17 protein-coding genes and 1 pseudogene are annotated in these 16,505 nt (G+C 34.3%); 8 read left to right on the top strand and 10 right to left on the bottom strand.

The features are described 5' to 3' along the window. Positions 1 to 21: 21 nt before the first annotated feature. Positions 22 to 873 (top strand): YhfM domain-containing protein, encoded by an 852-nt coding sequence (locus B5P40_RS06045; RefSeq protein WP_113708968.1) that lies wholly within the window; start codon positions 22 to 24, stop codon positions 871 to 873. 183 nt (positions 874 to 1,056) lie between these two features. On the opposite strand, the gene B5P40_RS06040 is transcribed toward B5P40_RS06045, so the two are convergent. Next, positions 1,057 to 1,254, bottom strand: coding sequence for a hypothetical protein (locus B5P40_RS06040; protein WP_000776287.1), 198 nt, complete (start codon positions 1,252 to 1,254; stop codon positions 1,057 to 1,059). A 152-nt stretch (positions 1,255 to 1,406) separates the two neighbouring features. On the opposite strand from B5P40_RS06040, the gene B5P40_RS06035 reads away from it, so the two are divergent. The 3 genes from B5P40_RS06035 to hmpA all read left to right on the top strand — a co-directional run bounded on the left by B5P40_RS06035 (position 1,407) and on the right by hmpA (position 4,537). Next, positions 1,407 to 2,504: a site-2 protease family protein gene (locus B5P40_RS06035; protein WP_002193221.1), complete on the top strand. Its 1,098-nt coding sequence runs from the start codon at positions 1,407 to 1,409 to the stop codon at positions 2,502 to 2,504. Positions 2,505 to 2,618: 114 nt separating this feature from the next. Continuing rightward, positions 2,619 to 3,137, top strand: coding sequence for a hypothetical protein (locus B5P40_RS06030; RefSeq protein ID WP_002193220.1), 519 nt, complete (start codon positions 2,619 to 2,621; stop codon positions 3,135 to 3,137). A gap of 191 nt (positions 3,138 to 3,328) precedes the next feature. After that, the gene (gene hmpA / locus B5P40_RS06025; RefSeq protein ID WP_002193219.1) at positions 3,329 to 4,537 is read left to right on the top strand and encodes an NO-inducible flavohemoprotein; all 1,209 of its coding nucleotides are present in this window, start codon (positions 3,329 to 3,331) and stop codon (positions 4,535 to 4,537) included. 29 nt (positions 4,538 to 4,566) lie between these two features. Here hmpA and B5P40_RS06020 read toward each other — a convergent pair whose 3' ends face one another. Further along, the gene (locus B5P40_RS06020) at positions 4,567 to 5,079 is read right to left on the bottom strand and encodes a Crp/Fnr family transcriptional regulator (protein ID WP_002149445.1); all 513 of its coding nucleotides are present in this window, start codon (positions 5,077 to 5,079) and stop codon (positions 4,567 to 4,569) included. A gap of 170 nt (positions 5,080 to 5,249) precedes the next feature. Here B5P40_RS06020 and B5P40_RS06015 point away from each other — a divergent pair, with 170 nt between their 5' ends. Next, complete coding sequence (locus tag B5P40_RS06015; protein WP_000883004.1) at positions 5,250 to 5,477, top strand: hypothetical protein; 228 nt, start codon at positions 5,250 to 5,252, stop codon at positions 5,475 to 5,477. Positions 5,478 to 5,770: 293 nt separating this feature from the next. Here the strand turns inward: B5P40_RS06015 and B5P40_RS06010 are convergent, their stop codons facing one another. The 3 genes from B5P40_RS06010 to B5P40_RS06000 all read right to left on the bottom strand — a co-directional run bounded on the left by B5P40_RS06010 (position 5,771) and on the right by B5P40_RS06000 (position 8,319). Further along, entirely contained in the window at positions 5,771 to 6,571 is an 801-nt protein-coding gene (locus tag B5P40_RS06010) for a sulfite exporter TauE/SafE family protein (RefSeq protein WP_002086690.1), read from the bottom strand. A gap of 117 nt (positions 6,572 to 6,688) precedes the next feature. Next, complete coding sequence (locus tag B5P40_RS06005) at positions 6,689 to 7,687, bottom strand: inorganic phosphate transporter (protein WP_002030715.1); 999 nt, start codon at positions 7,685 to 7,687, stop codon at positions 6,689 to 6,691. A gap of 11 nt (positions 7,688 to 7,698) precedes the next feature. After that, entirely contained in the window at positions 7,699 to 8,319 is a 621-nt protein-coding gene (locus tag B5P40_RS06000; protein ID WP_000231445.1) for a DUF47 domain-containing protein, read from the bottom strand. A gap of 311 nt (positions 8,320 to 8,630) precedes the next feature. Here B5P40_RS06000 and B5P40_RS05995 point away from each other — a divergent pair, with 311 nt between their 5' ends. After that, the gene (locus tag B5P40_RS05995; RefSeq protein WP_113708967.1) at positions 8,631 to 10,670 is read left to right on the top strand and encodes a transglycosylase domain-containing protein; all 2,040 of its coding nucleotides are present in this window, start codon (positions 8,631 to 8,633) and stop codon (positions 10,668 to 10,670) included. Positions 10,671 to 10,848: 178 nt separating this feature from the next. Here B5P40_RS05995 and B5P40_RS05990 read toward each other — a convergent pair whose 3' ends face one another. The 3 genes and pseudogenes from B5P40_RS05990 to B5P40_RS05980 all read right to left on the bottom strand — a co-directional run bounded on the left by B5P40_RS05990 (position 10,849) and on the right by B5P40_RS05980 (position 14,245). Continuing rightward, a complete protein-coding gene (locus tag B5P40_RS05990) occupies positions 10,849 to 11,277 on the bottom strand; it encodes a hypothetical protein (RefSeq protein ID WP_113708966.1) in 429 nt (142 codons plus the stop codon). Between the two features lie 219 nt (positions 11,278 to 11,496). After that, positions 11,497 to 12,721, bottom strand: a pseudogene (locus tag B5P40_RS34000) (Gly-Xaa-Xaa repeat protein). Between the two features lie 258 nt (positions 12,722 to 12,979). Next, complete coding sequence (locus B5P40_RS05980) at positions 12,980 to 14,245, bottom strand: ATP-binding protein (RefSeq protein WP_002193217.1); 1,266 nt, start codon at positions 14,243 to 14,245, stop codon at positions 12,980 to 12,982. Between the two features lie 160 nt (positions 14,246 to 14,405). Here B5P40_RS05980 and B5P40_RS05975 point away from each other — a divergent pair, with 160 nt between their 5' ends. Then, complete coding sequence (locus tag B5P40_RS05975) at positions 14,406 to 15,251, top strand: DUF72 domain-containing protein (RefSeq protein WP_002086674.1); 846 nt, start codon at positions 14,406 to 14,408, stop codon at positions 15,249 to 15,251. 42 nt (positions 15,252 to 15,293) lie between these two features. After that, entirely contained in the window at positions 15,294 to 15,419 is a 126-nt protein-coding gene (locus B5P40_RS33320) for a hypothetical protein (RefSeq protein WP_001117482.1), read from the top strand. 200 nt (positions 15,420 to 15,619) lie between these two features. Here B5P40_RS33320 and B5P40_RS05970 read toward each other — a convergent pair whose 3' ends face one another. After that, a complete protein-coding gene (locus B5P40_RS05970; RefSeq protein ID WP_002011737.1) occupies positions 15,620 to 15,814 on the bottom strand; it encodes a DUF3924 family protein in 195 nt (64 codons plus the stop codon). 125 nt (positions 15,815 to 15,939) lie between these two features. Next, positions 15,940 to 16,470 carry a tyrosine-type recombinase/integrase gene (locus B5P40_RS05965; RefSeq protein WP_000806230.1) on the bottom strand — a complete coding sequence of 177 codons (531 nt, stop codon included), beginning with the start codon at positions 16,468 to 16,470 and terminating at the stop codon, positions 15,940 to 15,942. Positions 16,471 to 16,505 lie beyond the last annotated feature (35 nt).

Below are 16,505 nucleotides of genomic sequence, written 5' to 3'. Positions count from 1 at the left end.
TATTGGAAAAGGAGAATCGATTTGAAAGGGAAATATTTAATGTTTTTATGTGTTATTTTACTCGCGTCGTGTGGTCAATCCGAGCAAAAGAAAGAACCGAAACAAGTAGAGGAGACAGTGAATGAAATGAGAGAACCATTACAAGTAACTGTTATGCAAAAAGGTAAAGAAGAAAAAAATTTAAAGAAAATGGATGCGGAGTTGGTGGTGGATATTATAAACAAAGCGGAAAAACAAGAAGTAACGGGTAGTTTTGGTGAACCGGAATATGAAATACAAATTAGTAGTGATGGAAAAAAAGAAACATATTATGCATGGTTAAGAGGAGAAGATCGCCGAGGATGGATTCAATATAAGAAAGATATGTATATGCTTAACGAAAAAGATACGGAAAAGCTTTTGATTATCTTTCCAAAGATTCCAGAACAAAAAGAAGATGAGATACAGGTAGGTACTTTAACGGAAGTAACAAAAAAAGACATGCAGATTACTGCGTTTCATATTAAAGCAGGTGATCAAAAAATGAATTATACAGTACGTTATACGATTTCACAATCACTATATAATAAGTTAGCAAAGGAACAAGAATATTATTTGCAATTAATTTTCCCGGAAAAGGTCCAAAAATTAATTGGCGCAAAAGAGAGTGAAATAATTTCAGCTGAAAAAGTAAAGGAAGGGTATAAACAGTATGAGTTGAATGTTACTGTTCCGATAAAAGATGCTTCAGAATCACAATTAAAATCACTAGAAACCTATTATGATAATCACGATTTACAAATATTAAATAGTAAGAAAGAAAAAGTAGGAGCATTTCAAAACATTATTCAAATTGTTAAAGAGTATGGTGAAAAAATGAATTTACAAAGATAAAGTGAAATTTTAATCAGTGGGGGCATCCCCCGCTGATTATTAGCACGACTCCTACCTAAATTCTTTGCTCCAGCCGAATTTTGAGGTGGGATTCTTACTGCCCGTAAATAGCGGGCAGTAAGAATCATAAAGTCTATATGGCCTTTCCTAGGAAATGATAATAGAGGGGAAAGATCCCCTCTATTATTTTGCTTTTGCAGATGGCTCATTCATTGATTTTCGTGTAATTAGAAAGGAAATCATAAGAGCAGAAAGAATAATAAGGGCTATAAATAAGTGATTTGGCAACCAATCTAATAATAATACGTAGCTGACGGTATAAAAAATAAGAGTTGAAGCTAAAAACGATAGAGCGCCTATCATAAGAGATTGTAATTTCATTTGTATTTACCTCCTTTTATTTTTATTTTTGGCTAAAAATGGATGAAATAAACATTATTTCTAACAATAGAAAAAAATATGTCATAATAGAGAAAAAGAATAAGTTTTGATGAGTGTATATGGCTCAATAAAGCGAGATAAAGGAGAGGAATATGAAAAATAATAAAAAAGGATTATGGGGAGTTATCGTTGCAATAGGGTTATTTTTACTATCTAAGTTAAAATGGGTATTTGCAATTTTTAAGTTAGCAAAATTTTCAACAGTATTTAGTATGTTTTTATCGCTTGGTGCATACGCAGTCATATATGGTTGGAAGTTTGGGGTAGCACTCGTATATTTATTGTTTGTACATGAGATGGGGCATTTATGGGCAGCGAGAAAGAAAGGGATACCAACATCGCCAGCAATCTTCATACCATTTATGGGAGCTCTTATTGGGATGAAAGAGATGCCGAAAAATGCAAAAGATGAAGCTTACATTGCATATATGGGACCTCTTTTCGGATTGTTGTCATTTTTACCTGCGATTCCACTTTATATAATAACGAAAGAGCCATTTTGGGCATTAATTATTTTACTTGGAAGTATGATTAACTTCTTTAACTTGATTCCGGTTTCTCCATTAGATGGTGGACGAATTATCTCAGTTGTAAGTACAAAGATTTGGGGAGCGGGCCTTATTGTATTGCTCGGTTATTCCATTTACTTTAAAAGTATTTTGGGAGGATTTATTTTTATTATTGGCTGTATGGAATTATATAGAGTAATAAAGAGAGATGAGCCAATTAAGGAATTAGGATATAGAATTGATGGAATGAAAGAATATGTTGCAAGGCTTGAAGAGGAGTTAAAAGAAACAGGTGCGGTGCATCGAAATATATATATGATGCAACATGAAATAAATATATTAAGGCAAAAAGAAAGAGAGAAAGCATTAAAAGTAGGAGAACTTCAAAAGATTGAAGTGTTAGAGCATCTTTTACCAAAGTTTGAGCCGCTTGATTACGTTCCATATGAAGATGAAAAAGAAACCCATACAATTCATATAAGAGAAGCATTTGAAATGTCAGAAAGAAAATTACAGGAATGGGAGACAGAAAAGAGACAACAGGAAAACTATTATAAAGTTGATATGAAAACAAAATGGACAGTCTTTGCTTGTTATATCGGATTAATGGCTATACTCGGTTATACAGCTTATGAAGGTTATGTTGTTTTACAAGAGCATTTACCAAGGAGAAGTTTGTAGAAAAATAGTGTCGAAATGAAAAGGAGGATTTAAACAGGAATTACATTTCTACGAGAGAATGTTACAAGTGTAACAGTACATTGTAATATTCATAGTAGAAAAGGGGTTCTGTATATGAAGAAATTGTTAAGTGTATTGGTAACTATTACTGTGATGGCAATAGCGAGCTATAGTCTTATGAAAGTACTATTATATTATGCGAATAAGTCTGCTGGAGTAAATACAGTAGCACAAATAGAAGAGGTGCAAGAGAAGAAGAAGACACTCGATTTTGTTCGTACGACACATGAAAGTTATAATAATTTCTTGAATTATGGCAAGGCAGAGAAATATACAGATGGGGATTGGAAACATTTTAAACAATGGTTTCAAGAGCAAGAAGCTTCTTTAAAAAATATACATAAAGAAATAAAAAATGAAAAAATAAAACGCGATGTGAATAGAAGTTATGAAATTGTAAAAAAAGGTGTGGAGCTTCAGAATATGGAGTATGTAATCTATGCTCATCGCGTATATCATGACTTGGATATACTTATAAATAAATATAAAGGTGAGACGAATGTATGGGGGTATACCGAGTTTGGAGATGGGCAGAATATACAAGTAATTGAACAAGCAATACAAACGAAGTAGTAGGCTAGCTAGAATTCTAGTTAGCTTTTTTTTGAGCACTATTAATGATGGCTAATTAAAATTTACTTAATATGTGCATTGTTCATATATTTTTCACAAAAACACCATGTTAATAGTGATTAAAATCACAATATGAATTATACAATTCAGTTAAACTAAAAACAGTTAAGGAAATAGAGGAGTGGGATACAATGTTAAGTGCAAAAACAATTGAAATCGTAAAGTCAACAGTACCGTTATTACAAGAAAAAGGCGTTGAGATTACAACGAGATTTTATCAAATTTTATTTTCGGAACATCCGGAGTTATTGAATATTTTCAACCATACGAACCAGAAAAAAGGAAGACAACAACAAGCATTAGCAAATGCTGTTTATGCAGCTGCAATGTACATTGATAATTTAGAAGCTATTATTCCAGTTGTAAAACAAATTGGTCATAAGCATAGAAGTTTAGGTATTAAAGCAGAGCATTATCCAATAGTAGGTACATGCTTACTACGAGCGATTAAAGAGGTCGCAGGCGCACCTGATGAAGTTTTAAATGCATGGGGAGAAGCGTATGGCGTCATTGCTGATGCATTCATTAGCATTGAAGCGGGTATGTATGAAGAAGCTGCACATAAAGAAGGTGGATGGAAAGATTTCCGCAACTTTGTGATTGTTAAAAAAGTGAAGGAAAGCGACGTTGTTACATCATTTTATTTAAAACCTGAAGATGGCGGGAAAGTTTCTTCATTCATCCCAGGACAATATGTAACGATTCAAATAAATATTAAAGGTGAGACATATACACATAATCGTCAATATAGCTTGTCTGATGCTCCAGGAAAAGAATATTATCGTATTAGTGTAAAGAAAGAAAAAGGTGTAGATACACCAGATGGTAAAGTATCTAATTACTTACATGATCATGTAGGGGAAGGGGATGTCTTACCAGTAAGTGCACCAGCGGGAGATTTCGTATTAAATATGGAGTCAACATTACCTGTTGTACTAATTAGTGGTGGAGTAGGTATTACACCGATGATGAGTATGTTAAATACGTTAATTGAACAAGAATCAAAGCGTAATGTATGCTTTGTTCATGCGGCGATAAATAGTAATACACATGCGATGAAAGAGCATGTTGAGACAGTAGAAAAAGAGTATGAACAAGTTAAAGCATATACTTGCTATTCTTCACCGACAGAGCAAGATGTGGAAATGAAGAATTTTGATCAAGAAGGATTCATTGAACGTGAATGGTTACAAACTATTATTCCAACAACTGAAGCAGAATTTTATTTTTGCGGTCCAGTACCATTTATGAAGCATATAAATGCTGCATTAATTGATTTGGGTGTTAAACAAGAGAACATTCATTATGAATTTTTCGGTCCCGCAGCAAGCTTACAATAGATTAATGTTGCCAAGCAAAAAACGAGGTATTATTTTACCTCGTTTTTTGCTTGTTCTCTTAATAAGCGATTAACTGTTTCGCGGCGTACACCTATGAGCTGACCAATTTCAGTTTGTGTTAATATTTCATAAATAGGGATGTCACCTAAATATAAGGTGAACCACTCTTGTAAACGATGAAGGCGCTCTTTAGGAGAGACAGTTGTCAATTGATCAATACGCTGTTGCATCATTCTTAACTTCGATTGTAATTGTATAGCGATATTTTCATATGATGCAGGATTTGCCTGAAGTTTGTCGTACCATTCATTGCTAATTATAGGCTCGACTTCTGTTTTCATTAAAGCGATAGCTGTACCGTGATATTCCTTCGGTGAAATTAAAGAATGGTGAGGTATCGTTTCACCAGGAACGATAATATTAAATAAAAATGGTGTTCCGTCTTCTTCTAACCGAATCACTTTTAATAAACCTGTTTTTATAAAATATAATGGACCGTCCTCACCTTGACGGAATAATACATCTCCCTTATGTAGAATCAATGTTAGCCCCCCATTAAAACATTTCTATTTCTTATATTTTAGCGTATATGTATAAAGACAATATGCTTTTTAAACAGCAATTTCATTGACGAAATGTATGCTATTACAGTAGTATACTATTTAGTGTGTAATAGTACTAGCAATGAATACGCTGTAGGGGGTTTAGTATATTGTTAGATGCGATGAAGATGACGGATATGAGAATTCCGGCGAATGCTATCATTCATGTGGAAGAGATGAAAGGTGGAGTCGTTTTATCCGTTGAAATAGACGGCCAAATTATTTATACGATGGCTTATGATGAAGAAACAGATAGTTATGCTGAATTATATGATCGAAACGATAAGAGGGCGTGCCAGGTACATGAAGACTTTATGGGATGGTCACTTCTTCACTAAAAAGATGTCAATATGACATCTTTTTTTATTGAATCGATAGATTATACAAAGAAATGAAATATAAGGATAAAATTTGTAATAAATGATTTTGCATTGTTAGCGCTTTGTAACTGTAAGATAACTGTTTTTTCGCTATCATAAAGATAACAGTCATAGCTATAGGAGTGATCAACTTGAAGAAATTACATATTTCAAATTTTATGTTATTAAGTGTTTGTTTAGTTTTATTTGTTCTCCTAGGAGCCTTTTTATATTCATGTGTATAAGAAAAAACGCATTCTAGAAAGAACGCGTTATAAAAATGAAGTAATGATTAATCTAGTTCCAAGAATAATTAATGTGATACGTAATAAATTAATTACTGCATTACCGCTTAATTTTGTGTTAATATAAGCCCCGATTTTTCCGCCAATCCATGCACCAGGAATAAGAATTAATGCATAAGCCCAGCTGACATTTCCTAGAGAGATGTGAGTTAAAGAACTTACAATTGCTGAGAGAAATACGATAAACATTGAAGTTGCTACAGCAATGTGTGCTGGGAACGCAAAAAGGAGCATCATCGCTGGCACAAGTAAGGCACCACCACCGATTCCAAATAATCCGGATATAAATCCAACTATAAAGGCAATAAAGATAGCGAGAAATGGTGGAAATTGATAGTCTACAGTATTTCCTTCGTTATCTGTAAAAGATCGCTTAATTACAGTCATATTTGATAGGGAAAGAGGTTTCAATTTGTCTCGTAGTATAAGAAGAATGGAGACGAATATAAGAAAAATCCCAAAGTATAAAGAAAATGTATCTTGGTTTAAAAATTTGTTTGCCCATGATCCGATAATACCACCAGGGCCACTCCCGATAAATAAAATAAGTCCACTTTTATAATCTACCCGTTTATGTTTCATATAAGTAAGGGTAGAAGCCAGCCCTGTAAAAACGACTGTTACCATAGAAGTTCCTACTGCGAGTTGTGGTGATAAACTGTGTAATCCAATTAATAACGGAACGATAATAATTCCGCCTCCAAGTCCGACTAGGCTCCCAACTGTCCCGGCGATTAATCCGATGAAAAGTAACATGATGTATTCCAAAATTGCCAACTCCTCTATATAACTTATCCATCAATCATTATACACGCTTTTTAATAAGAAATAGGCTTGTTCACAAAAAAGTCGTCTTCCTAGAAAAATAAGGAAGACGACTTTTGATTAAAAGATTAAGTGTAATAAGTAGTAAAATAATGCAGCTAAAGAAGCTGAAATAGGAAGTGTAATAACCCATGTAATTAACATGCGTTTTGCAGTTCCCCATTTTACACCTTTCACGCGATGTGAAGCACCAACTCCTAAAATAGAAGAAGAGATAACGTGCGTCGTACTAACCGGTAAGTGAATAAATGTTGCGCCGAAAATAACAAGTGATGATGATAAATCGGCAGCTACACCATTTACAGGACGAATTTTCATAATTTGTCCACCGACAGTTTTAATAATTTTCCAACCACCGACAGAAGTACCAAGACCCATTGCGATTGCACAAGATAATTGTACCCAGAAAGGGATATCGCCAGAAGTATGATAGTTATTGGCCATAAGAGCCATCGTAATGATTCCCATTGCTTTTTGTGCATCATTCGTACCGTGCGTATAAGCTTGTAATGCAGCGGTGAAAATCTGGAATATACGGAAGTTCTTGTTCGTTTTCGTTAAGTTAAAGTTTTTAAATACCACTTTAAAAATACTATATACGATGTAACCAATAACAAAAGCGATGATCGGTGAAATGATTAAAGCTTCAAGAATTTTTATAAACCCTTTATAGTTTAATGCGCTAATACCAGCAGCAGCAATTGCTGCACCAGCGATTGCGCCAATGATTGCATGCGAAGAACTACTTGGAATGCCATAGTACCAAGTGATCAAATTCCAGACTATTGCCGCAAGCAAAGCAGCTAAAATTACAAGAGAACCATTTTGCAAAGCAAACGGGTCAACAATATCTTTTGTAATCGTTTTTGCTACACCTGTAAATGTCATCGCACCTAAAAAGTTCATAATAGCTGCCATAACAATTGCATGTCTAGGCTTTAGAGCTTTCGTTGAAACAGCCGTTGCAATAGCGTTTGCTGTATCGTGAAATCCATTGATAAAGTCAAAAGCTAAAGCGCAAATGACTACTAAAACGGTCAGTATCAAGAGTGTATCCATGATCAAACTCCTTACGCGTTCTTCATAATGATTGTTTCTAATACGTTTGCAACGCTTTGACAGCTATCAGCTACTTCTTCAAGCTCTTCGTAAATCTCTTTAAATTGAATAATCTTAATCGGATCTTTCTCACGAGAGAATAAGTGCTTAATCGCATGACGGCGAATATCATCACATTGTGACTCGTAATCCTTAATCTTGATCGCATTTGTACGAATATCGACTAATTTCTTTTTAGAAAGTAGTTCAACAGAATTTGCAATCTCAATCGCACATTGATTAATTGCTTCAACGAATTTAATCATGTATTCATCAGCTTCTGTAATAGAATACATTTCGAATAGACCAGCACTGTGATCTAATCCGTCTAATACATCATCCATACTCATTGCAAGTTGTAGGATGTCTTCACGTTCAATAGGAGTAATAAACGCTTTGTTTAGCTCCATAATGATTTCGTGAATGAATGAGTCACCTTTTGACTCATACTCTTTCATGCGCATAGAAAACTCTTTTAAATCGCTAGCATTTTTAATTTTATACTCCACGAAAAACTGCGCGCCTTCTTTTAAATTTTCGGAAACGTTCATAAGCATTTCAGAAAATTTATCTTTTTTTGATTTAAAGACCATTATTGTTACCCCCACAAAAGTAATATATGTAAAATATATTGGCTAATCAATTCTAACAAAAAACTGTCGTTTTTTAAAACATTTTATCGAAAAGTTTACAAAAACTTAACAAAACTCTCATTGTTGTATTAATAATATTAATACTCAACAATGAATATCTTACTTGTAGAATGTCCTTTTCTTGCAAAAAGTATGAATGTGAAAGAAAAGCTTTACACTATAGGAACGACTACGTTATTATAATAAATTTAAAAGGAGGTATATTCTTCCTTTTAAAAAAAAGAGTGTAAACAAATGAAGGAAGTGAACCAATGAAATTGAAGAACACTCACTTTAAAAAAACGCTTGAGTGGTTCAATAAGAGGAAGAAACTACGCAATTCATTAATTGTATTGGGAAGTTTACTTGCTACTCTATTTATTGTTGTAAATATAATAATTTCCATTCAAGATATATCTGAATTAAAACAAGCTGTTCCACAACCGACTTTAATTTATGATGCAAATAATGAAGTTGCGACTAAATTAGCTTCTTCTAAAACAGAAGGGGTCAAAAGGAAAGATATTCCTGATATTATGGTTCAAGCAATTGTTGCAGTAGAAGATAAGGAATTTTTTAGTCATCATGGTATTTACTATAGTGGAATTATAAGTGCTGTATTTAAGAACATTACAGCCGGTGAAGTTGTGGCAGGTGGTAGTACAATTACACAACAACTTGCGAAAAATGTATTTTTAACGCAAGACCGTACATTCTCGCGTAAAATAAAGGAATATTTTCTAACGAAAAAAATAGAACGTACTTATACGAAAGATGAAATTGTTGAAATGTATATGAATCAAATTTATTTTGGTGAAGGTGCTTGGGGGATAAAAAGAGCAGCTAAATCTTATTTTGATAAAGAAGTAAAAGACTTAACGATTTCAGAAGCTGCAACGATTGCAGGATTAATTAAAGCGCCATCTGCGTATTCGCCGTATAAAAACTTTAATAAATCAATTGAAAGACGTAATGTCGTATTAGGTTTAATGAAGGAGCAAGGATATATTTCTGAAGAACAATATAATCAGGAGAAAGAATCAGGTCTTGTATTACGACGTGGTGTTGACGATAAATATAAGGGAAAATATTCTCAATACGTAGATTATATTGTTAGAGAAGCGATGGACAAGTATGAATTAACACAAAATGAAATTTTAGCAGGTGGCTATCGTATTTATACGGAACTTGACTCGAAAAAACAACAAGCGGTTGAAGATGTTGTGAATAATGATAGTTATTTTAAAGATAGTGGCTCAGATCAGCTTATGCAAACTGGAGTGGTCCTTATGAATCCAAAAACTGGCGGTGTTCCGGCTTTAGTTGGAGGCAGAGGTCCTTATCAATTTTTACAGTTTAATCATGCAACACAATTAAAAAGACAGCCAGGTTCAACGTTAAAGCCTCTTGCAGTGTATGTACCAGCGTTAGAACAAGGATATGAAGTATACGATGTCTTAAAAGATGAACCGTTTAATATTAAAGAATATGTACCACAAAATAGTGATCATACGTTCCATGGTAATGTGACGATGTATGAAGCGGTGGCAAAGTCATATAATGTTTCAGCAGTTTGGCTATTAGAGAAAATTGGATTAGATAAAGGATTGAAATCTTTAGAGCGGTTTGGTATTCCATTAGAGCCTGAAGACCATACGTATCCGATTGCTTTAGGAGGTATGCATGTAGGGACTTCACCATTTGTAATGGCTCAAGCGTATAGCGCACTTGCAAATGATGGTGTCCAAGTAGAAGCTCATGCCATTAGAGAAATCCAAAATGCGGAAGGGAAAACAATTGGAAAATGGTATAAGAAAGAAACTCGTGTGACGAACGAGAAAGTTGCCCAAAAGATGACATACTTATTAAAAGGTGTTATTGAAAGGGGAACAGGTGAAAAAGCGAAAGTTAATAATATCGATACCGCAGGCAAGACAGGGACTACCCAGCTTGTAAATGGACCAAGCACTGGTGCGAAGGATTCGTGGTTTGTTGGATACACACCGGATTTAGTAGGTGCGATTTGGGTAGGGTATGATAAAACGGATAGTGAGCATTATGTGCCAGGAGGCAGCCAAATTACAACGACAATGTTCCGGGATATTATGAAGAAAGCGAATGGAAATCCAACTCAAAAGGCATTTCAGTTATCACTAATACCTGAGGCGGATTATACAAAACAATTAAAAACGATTGAGGAAGAAAAACGAAGGAAAGAAGAAGAGAAAAAACGAAAAGAAGAGGAACAACAAAGAAAAGAACAGCAAAGTGAATGGATAGATAAAGTGAAAGAGTGGATTCCATTTTGGTAAAAAAAGAGGCGAATAACGAGTTCGCCTCTTTTTTATGAGAAATGAGCGGTTTTATCTCGGTTCAAAATGTGGCAACAGAAAAGAAGTTAGGTGAGAATCGAGCTGCCTATAAAAATTTGATGGGTTTAACTTAATAATCCGTGGGGATGGGAAAAGCGCCACGGATTAAAGCTTCAGTTTATTTATTTAGCGTAACATTGGTCCTACCGAAGGATTGAGAATCATACGTGACGGTTATTATTCCTTTACTAATGGGTTCATATGGCAATTCCTCTTCAAAATTTCCAGTATTTTCATTATGGATAGAGAGTGTTATTTCATCAACGTCTTTATTTTTATATTGATCTTTAATCGTTTCAGCGATTTGAAGTAGGTTTTCATAACTAGAAGCTTTTGTAATAAGCATTCCTTTTATAACTTTTTTTTCATTTTGTGTGGAAGAGGAATACGGGATGTTGTTTTGTTTTGTATACAGAAGTTCGTATGGAATTGTTTTTCTTGCTGCTTTTGAAACATTTGAATAGTTTAGAGTTAAAAGAAACCCTATACATAAAATTATGCATACCATAAGAACAAACCAAAAACGTGTCAGTGATATAATTCGCATTGTCATCCCTCTTTCATGTCTTTGTCTTCACTATTCATCATACAAAAAGAGGATTAAGCTAGAGTAAATTTGAAGTAAAGAAACGTAAAGAAGGAGCACTTATCCTCCAAAATAAGTGCTCCTTTTTATTAAAAGAAAGATTTAACATACAATCAAAATAATACAAATTACTATAAATCAAACATTCTTGGTCGTTCAAAAATAAAATGAAAACTAAAATTAGTAAATTCGGAAGACTGATAGTGTAGCTGTTGTGTCACCAGTGTTAGGGATGGAAATAGTATTTACTGTAGGTTGTACAGAGATTGTTGTACCAACTGTTAAAGTAACAATTGTGGAGAAAGAAACCGCACTACCGATAACGTTAGTTGAAAAATTACGAGTAGGTGGTTGACCGTTGAATGAAATACCGAATCCAAATGGTGAAGAACCCGGGAAGGTTGTAGATGCTGAGAAACTAATATCGTATACTCCTGTTTCTAAAATAGTTAAAGTATCTGAAGTGTCATTAAAAATGAGATTATTTAGTTCGAAAACTTGATTAAATTGGATATTCGTTCCAGGTGATATAGTTTGTGGATTAGAATTTCCTATTGCTGCTATAGTTACAGGGAGTGGTGTGCCCGACGGTCCAGTAGCGCCAGTAGCACCAGCCGGACCTTGAGTACCTTGAGCACCCTTGAGCGCCAGTAGCACCAGCCGGACGAGCACCTTGAGCGCCAGTAGCACCAGCCGGACCTTGAGCACCTTGAGCACCAGTAGCACCAGCCGGACCTTGAGCGCCTTGAGCACCTTGAGCACCTTGAGCGCCAGTAGCACCAGCCGGTCCTTGAATACCTTGTGGTCCTTGAAGTCCAGTAGCACCTTGAGCACCAGCAGGTCCCTGAGTCCCTTGAATACCTTGAGGTCCTTGAGGTCCAGTAGCACCCCGAGCGCCAGCCGGTCCTTGAGGTCCAGTAGGTCCAGTAGGTCCTATTGTTCCTCCACCAAGGCAACCTGATCCATATTGAACTAGGATAGCTTGAATTTCTGTAATGAGCTTAACTAGTTTATCGATAGTACAGCAATCGATTTTGAATAACTTAGTAATATACAATAAATAATTAAGCAAACTATGTAGTTCAACGTACAATGCTCCGCATGAGAAAGGTGAGGACTTTAGGATAGTTAATAAGTTAGCAATAATAGAACTACCAATTTTTTCTTGTGCAGGTGATAAATCTAAGCAACTGAGGAATTTTTGAAGATTATTGAGGAGAGCAATTAGTTTATCGATGTTATCTTGAGCAGGGTTTTGAAATACAGCTTGAATACTTTGACCAAGAGCTTGAAGAAGTCTAGCATACTCTTTTAGTTCTGCCTTAGAGATATTAATATAACTGCAAGCTCTTACTTCGCAACAATCATTACCATAAAACACTTTCCCTTTATTTTTGTTGGACATTTGTTCATTCCTTTCTTTTATAGAATAAATAGTCGTTACTATATAATAAAATGAAAACTAAACTGAATTCGTGAGGGACAAACTACTATTTCTAAAAAAATAAGAAGTTTACCTATCTTGTGAAAACAAAGAACAATTAAGAGATAGAGAAAGATTTATATGAGTTAAAAAAGAATAGGTTAGAATAAAAAAACTGCACGCAAATTGTTAGATTATATCTAACAATTTGCGTGCAGTTCGTGGAACAGCCCAACCTTTTTAATGATTAATTCGTTCATAGTTCGCTTTAGGTAAAATTGGAATAGAAATAGTGAAAGTTGTACCGTTTTGATTACTAGACATTTTTAATGTACCGTTATGATTTTGAATAATTTTCTTCGTTACTGACAAGCCCAGTCCTGTTCCTGAATCTTTTGTTGAGAAGAATGGATCAAAGATATATTCTTGAATAGCTGGAGGAACCCCAGTTCCGTTATCTGTGAAAGTAATCCGAACAAAGTTATCTAGGCGATAACTAGAGATTTGAATGGAAAGAGGTCTTTCGCCTCGAGCATCGATAGCATTTTGAAATAAATTTAAAAAAACTTGCACAAGTTCATGACGATCGATATTGACAAGTACACCATCTAATTCCGTAGAAAATTCATAGTCAATAGAAATGTTGTGTAAAAAAACTTCACTAGCAAGTAGTTGTTGAATATATTCGCGTAAAAACGTATTGATGGGAAAAGGTTCTCTAGTAAATTCACGTGTTTTTGAAATGGCTAAAAATTTTGTGATAATACTATTTGCACGATCTAGTTCAGGAATGAGTAGACTTTTAAACAATTCTTTATTGGATGGAGAAACGTTATCTTGTAGAAATTGCAAGTATCCACGTACCGTTGTAAGGGGATTTCGTACTTCATGAGCAATCCCAGCTGCGATTCGTCCTGCTAATGAAAATTTTTCTGCATCACGTTCTGTGTTTAAATAATGGAAGACACTAATAACTCTAAAAATCTCTCCGTTATAATCCCGAATAATTCGATTGTTTAAAATACCATAGTTTTTGTCTAACACTTCTTCATTATATATTTCTGTTCCTGTTCTTAATGTTTCAATCGCTTTAATTTGTTCTTCTGGCAAGTTTAGTAATTGTTGAATTGGCTTTCCAATTATATCATTTCGTACTACATCAAAATCATCTGCTGCAGCTTGATTACATAAAGTTATATTTCCTTTACTATCAACAAAGGTGACATGATGTGAAAAAGCATCAAAAATATGAACAAAGTATGTTTCAAGTTGTTCAAATAAAAATAATGAATCGCAAGTAAGTTGAAAATCAGCCTTTTTATTCTCTTTTTGTATGTTTTGAATGGAATGAGTCGTTCTCGTTTTCTTTATTTGTAAACCAATATGTGGATTCTTGTATGTGAAATGATGTGGTAATTGATTCACAAGCTCTTCATATAACCGCACTTTATTTTCTAGTTCTTCTATTCGTTTTTCATGAGATACAATATCATCGTTTGGAAGCATAAATAAATAACCCCTCAATTTAAAAATTCTTCCATTTAGTATATCATATTTTTATACGGATACTCTTAAAGAAGGGGCTACTTAATGAAATTGATTAGCTGAAATGTCCGGGAAGTGAGTAGAATGGATAGAAGGTGAAGTTAAAAAGGGAGGGATATATTTGCTTTTCATTGGAGTGACAGGGTGGGGAGATCATGATTCTTTATATATAAATCCCTATGAAAATAGAAATAAATTGCGAACTTATAGTGAACATTTTCCCATTGTGGAAGTAGATAGTTCATTTTATGCGATACAACCTGCGCGGAATTATACAAAATGGGCGATGGAAACGCCGAAAGATTTTTCTTTTATAGTAAAAGCCTATCAAGGAATGACAGGACATATGAAAGGGGAAATCCCTTTTTCTACGTTCGATGAGATGTTTGATGTGTATAAACAATCCATTCTTCCTTTAATAGAAGCAAATAAATTAAAAATGATTTTATTTCAATATCCACCATGGTTTGATTGTAAAGTGAAAAATGTAGATTTACTTCGATACACGAAAGAAAAAATGGAAGATTTACCATGTGCAATAGAATTTCGAAATCAAACATGGTTTTATCCAGAAATGAGAGATAAGACGTTACAGTTTTTAGAAAAAGAAAACTGGATTCATACAATTTGCGATGAGCCTCAGGCTGGAATAGGATCAGTACCGCTTATATTAGAGGCAACAAACTCGGACATGGCGTTAATACGTTTTCATGGCCGAAATGTTCATGGTTGGCTGGATAAAGGAGAAAATTGGAGAGCGGTTCGCTGTTTGTATCGTTATAATAGTAAAGAATTGGCGGAATGGGTAGAACGATTAGAGCGATTGAAAAAGAAGACGAAGGATATATTTGTATTGTTTAATAATAATTCGGGCGGAGATGCAGCGGATAATGCGAAACAGCTTATGAAAATGATGAACATTACATATGGTGAGCCGAAGCCTGAGCAATTAAATTTGTTTGAATGATGATAAACAAGAAAGGCACTGTACAAACAGGGGGAATGTACAGTGCCTTTCTATATGAAAAAGAGGGGTAACAATGTTACTGAGCGTTTGGTTGATTCATCAATTGTTGGCTTCGTAATAAATGATAATGGTTATCATTATCATTGTCAATGGTTTTTCGGAAAATAAGTAAAAAACTTTTTATCCCGCTATTTGCGGCAGTAAAACTCCTACCTCAAAATTCGGCTGGAGCAAAGAAGTTAGGTGGGAGCCCTGCTGCCCGTAAACGCCCGATTGGTGAAGGCTAATAATCAGTGGGGGATGAACAAAACCCCCACTGATTAAAGTTTCACTTTATATTTTAAATAGTAATAAAAAAAGAACAGCAATTACTGCTGTTCTTTTCCATTGATGATTTGTTGTAAATCAAAAGGAGTTATCGCTTGGATAAATTCCTTTGAGATAAGTGTTTGAACGAGAGTGCTTTCAGAAATTGTAGCACCTGTTTTCTTTTCATAAGATTTCTTTAATAAATCAAGTTTTTCAGCCGTTTCTTTCGGTAATTCAATTGTTAATGTGTTCATAATTTCTCCCCCTTACTATTAGAGTACCACTACAGTATAGGAGAGACAAGACAAGAAAAGAGAATATGAAACATAAAAAAGGTTACCAAATTTACAAATGGTAACCTTTTTATGTATAAGAGTTATTAAGCAATACCGATATACTTTAAAGTTTTGGATGGAGTACTGTGATCAAAGAAGTGTTGTAAAAATGCAATATCAACACCTGATTTGTATGCACAATAGCCCCAAGTTTTTCGAAGTGTATGTGAGCTAATCCCTTCTAATCCAACTTCTTTTGCAGCTTTGTTTAAAATGTACCATGCATGTTGTCTCGTAATAGACTTTGTTCCTTTTTGAGACTTTAATAATGGTTCATTACGTTTCCAAGTTTTACGTTCTTTCATGTAGTCTTCGATTGCGTGCTGTAAGTCTTCATTTACAGCAAACCATTTATGTTTCTTTACTTTTTCATTGTAAAATAAAATGGAATGGCGAACATTTTCGTCTTCATCGATTACATCACTAACTTTTAATTGTAAGATTTCACTTACTTTTAAGCCAGAATTTACAGCTAATACGAATAATAAGCCATCACGTTTCGAAGATTGTAAAAGTATATTTTTGATAGTTTCTAATTGTTTTTCATTTTGAATAGGTTGTCCTGCTTGTTTCATTTCACGCACTCTCCTCTTTTATATGTGTAAAGGAA

It is taken from the genome of Bacillus sp. SRB_8 (assembly GCF_003264205.1).
In the GTDB taxonomy this organism is placed as follows: domain Bacteria; phylum Bacillota; class Bacilli; order Bacillales; family Bacillaceae_G; genus Bacillus_A; species Bacillus_A mycoides.
The sequence above is the reverse complement of the archived record's forward strand: the minus strand, read 5'-3'. Positions and strand labels throughout refer to the sequence as shown.

Bases quoted from the DNA above. Each gene is read 5' to 3' on its own strand.
- B5P40_RS06040 (WP_000776287.1), bottom strand. From the start codon at position 1,254: ATGAAATTACAATCTCTTATGATAGGCGCTCTATCGTTTTTAGCTTCA.
- B5P40_RS06035 (WP_002193221.1), top strand. From the start codon at position 1,407: ATGAAAAATAATAAAAAAGGATTATGGGGAGTTATCGTTGCAATAGGG.
- B5P40_RS06030 (WP_002193220.1), top strand. From the start codon at position 2,619: ATGAAGAAATTGTTAAGTGTATTGGTAACTATTACTGTGATGGCAATA.
- hmpA (WP_002193219.1), top strand. From the start codon at position 3,329: ATGTTAAGTGCAAAAACAATTGAAATCGTAAAGTCAACAGTACCGTTA.
- B5P40_RS06005 (WP_002030715.1), bottom strand. From the start codon at position 7,687: ATGGATACACTCTTGATACTGACCGTTTTAGTAGTCATTTGCGCTTTA.
- B5P40_RS06000 (WP_000231445.1), bottom strand. From the start codon at position 8,319: ATGGTCTTTAAATCAAAAAAAGATAAATTTTCTGAAATGCTTATGAAC.
- B5P40_RS05995 (WP_113708967.1), top strand. From the start codon at position 8,631: ATGAAATTGAAGAACACTCACTTTAAAAAAACGCTTGAGTGGTTCAAT.
- B5P40_RS05990 (WP_113708966.1), bottom strand. From the start codon at position 11,277: ATGCGAATTATATCACTGACACGTTTTTGGTTTGTTCTTATGGTATGC.
- B5P40_RS05980 (WP_002193217.1), bottom strand. From the start codon at position 14,245: ATGCTTCCAAACGATGATATTGTATCTCATGAAAAACGAATAGAAGAA.
- B5P40_RS05970 (WP_002011737.1), bottom strand. From the start codon at position 15,814: ATGAACACATTAACAATTGAATTACCGAAAGAAACGGCTGAAAAACTT.
- B5P40_RS05965 (WP_000806230.1), bottom strand. From the start codon at position 16,470: ATGAAACAAGCAGGACAACCTATTCAAAATGAAAAACAATTAGAAACT.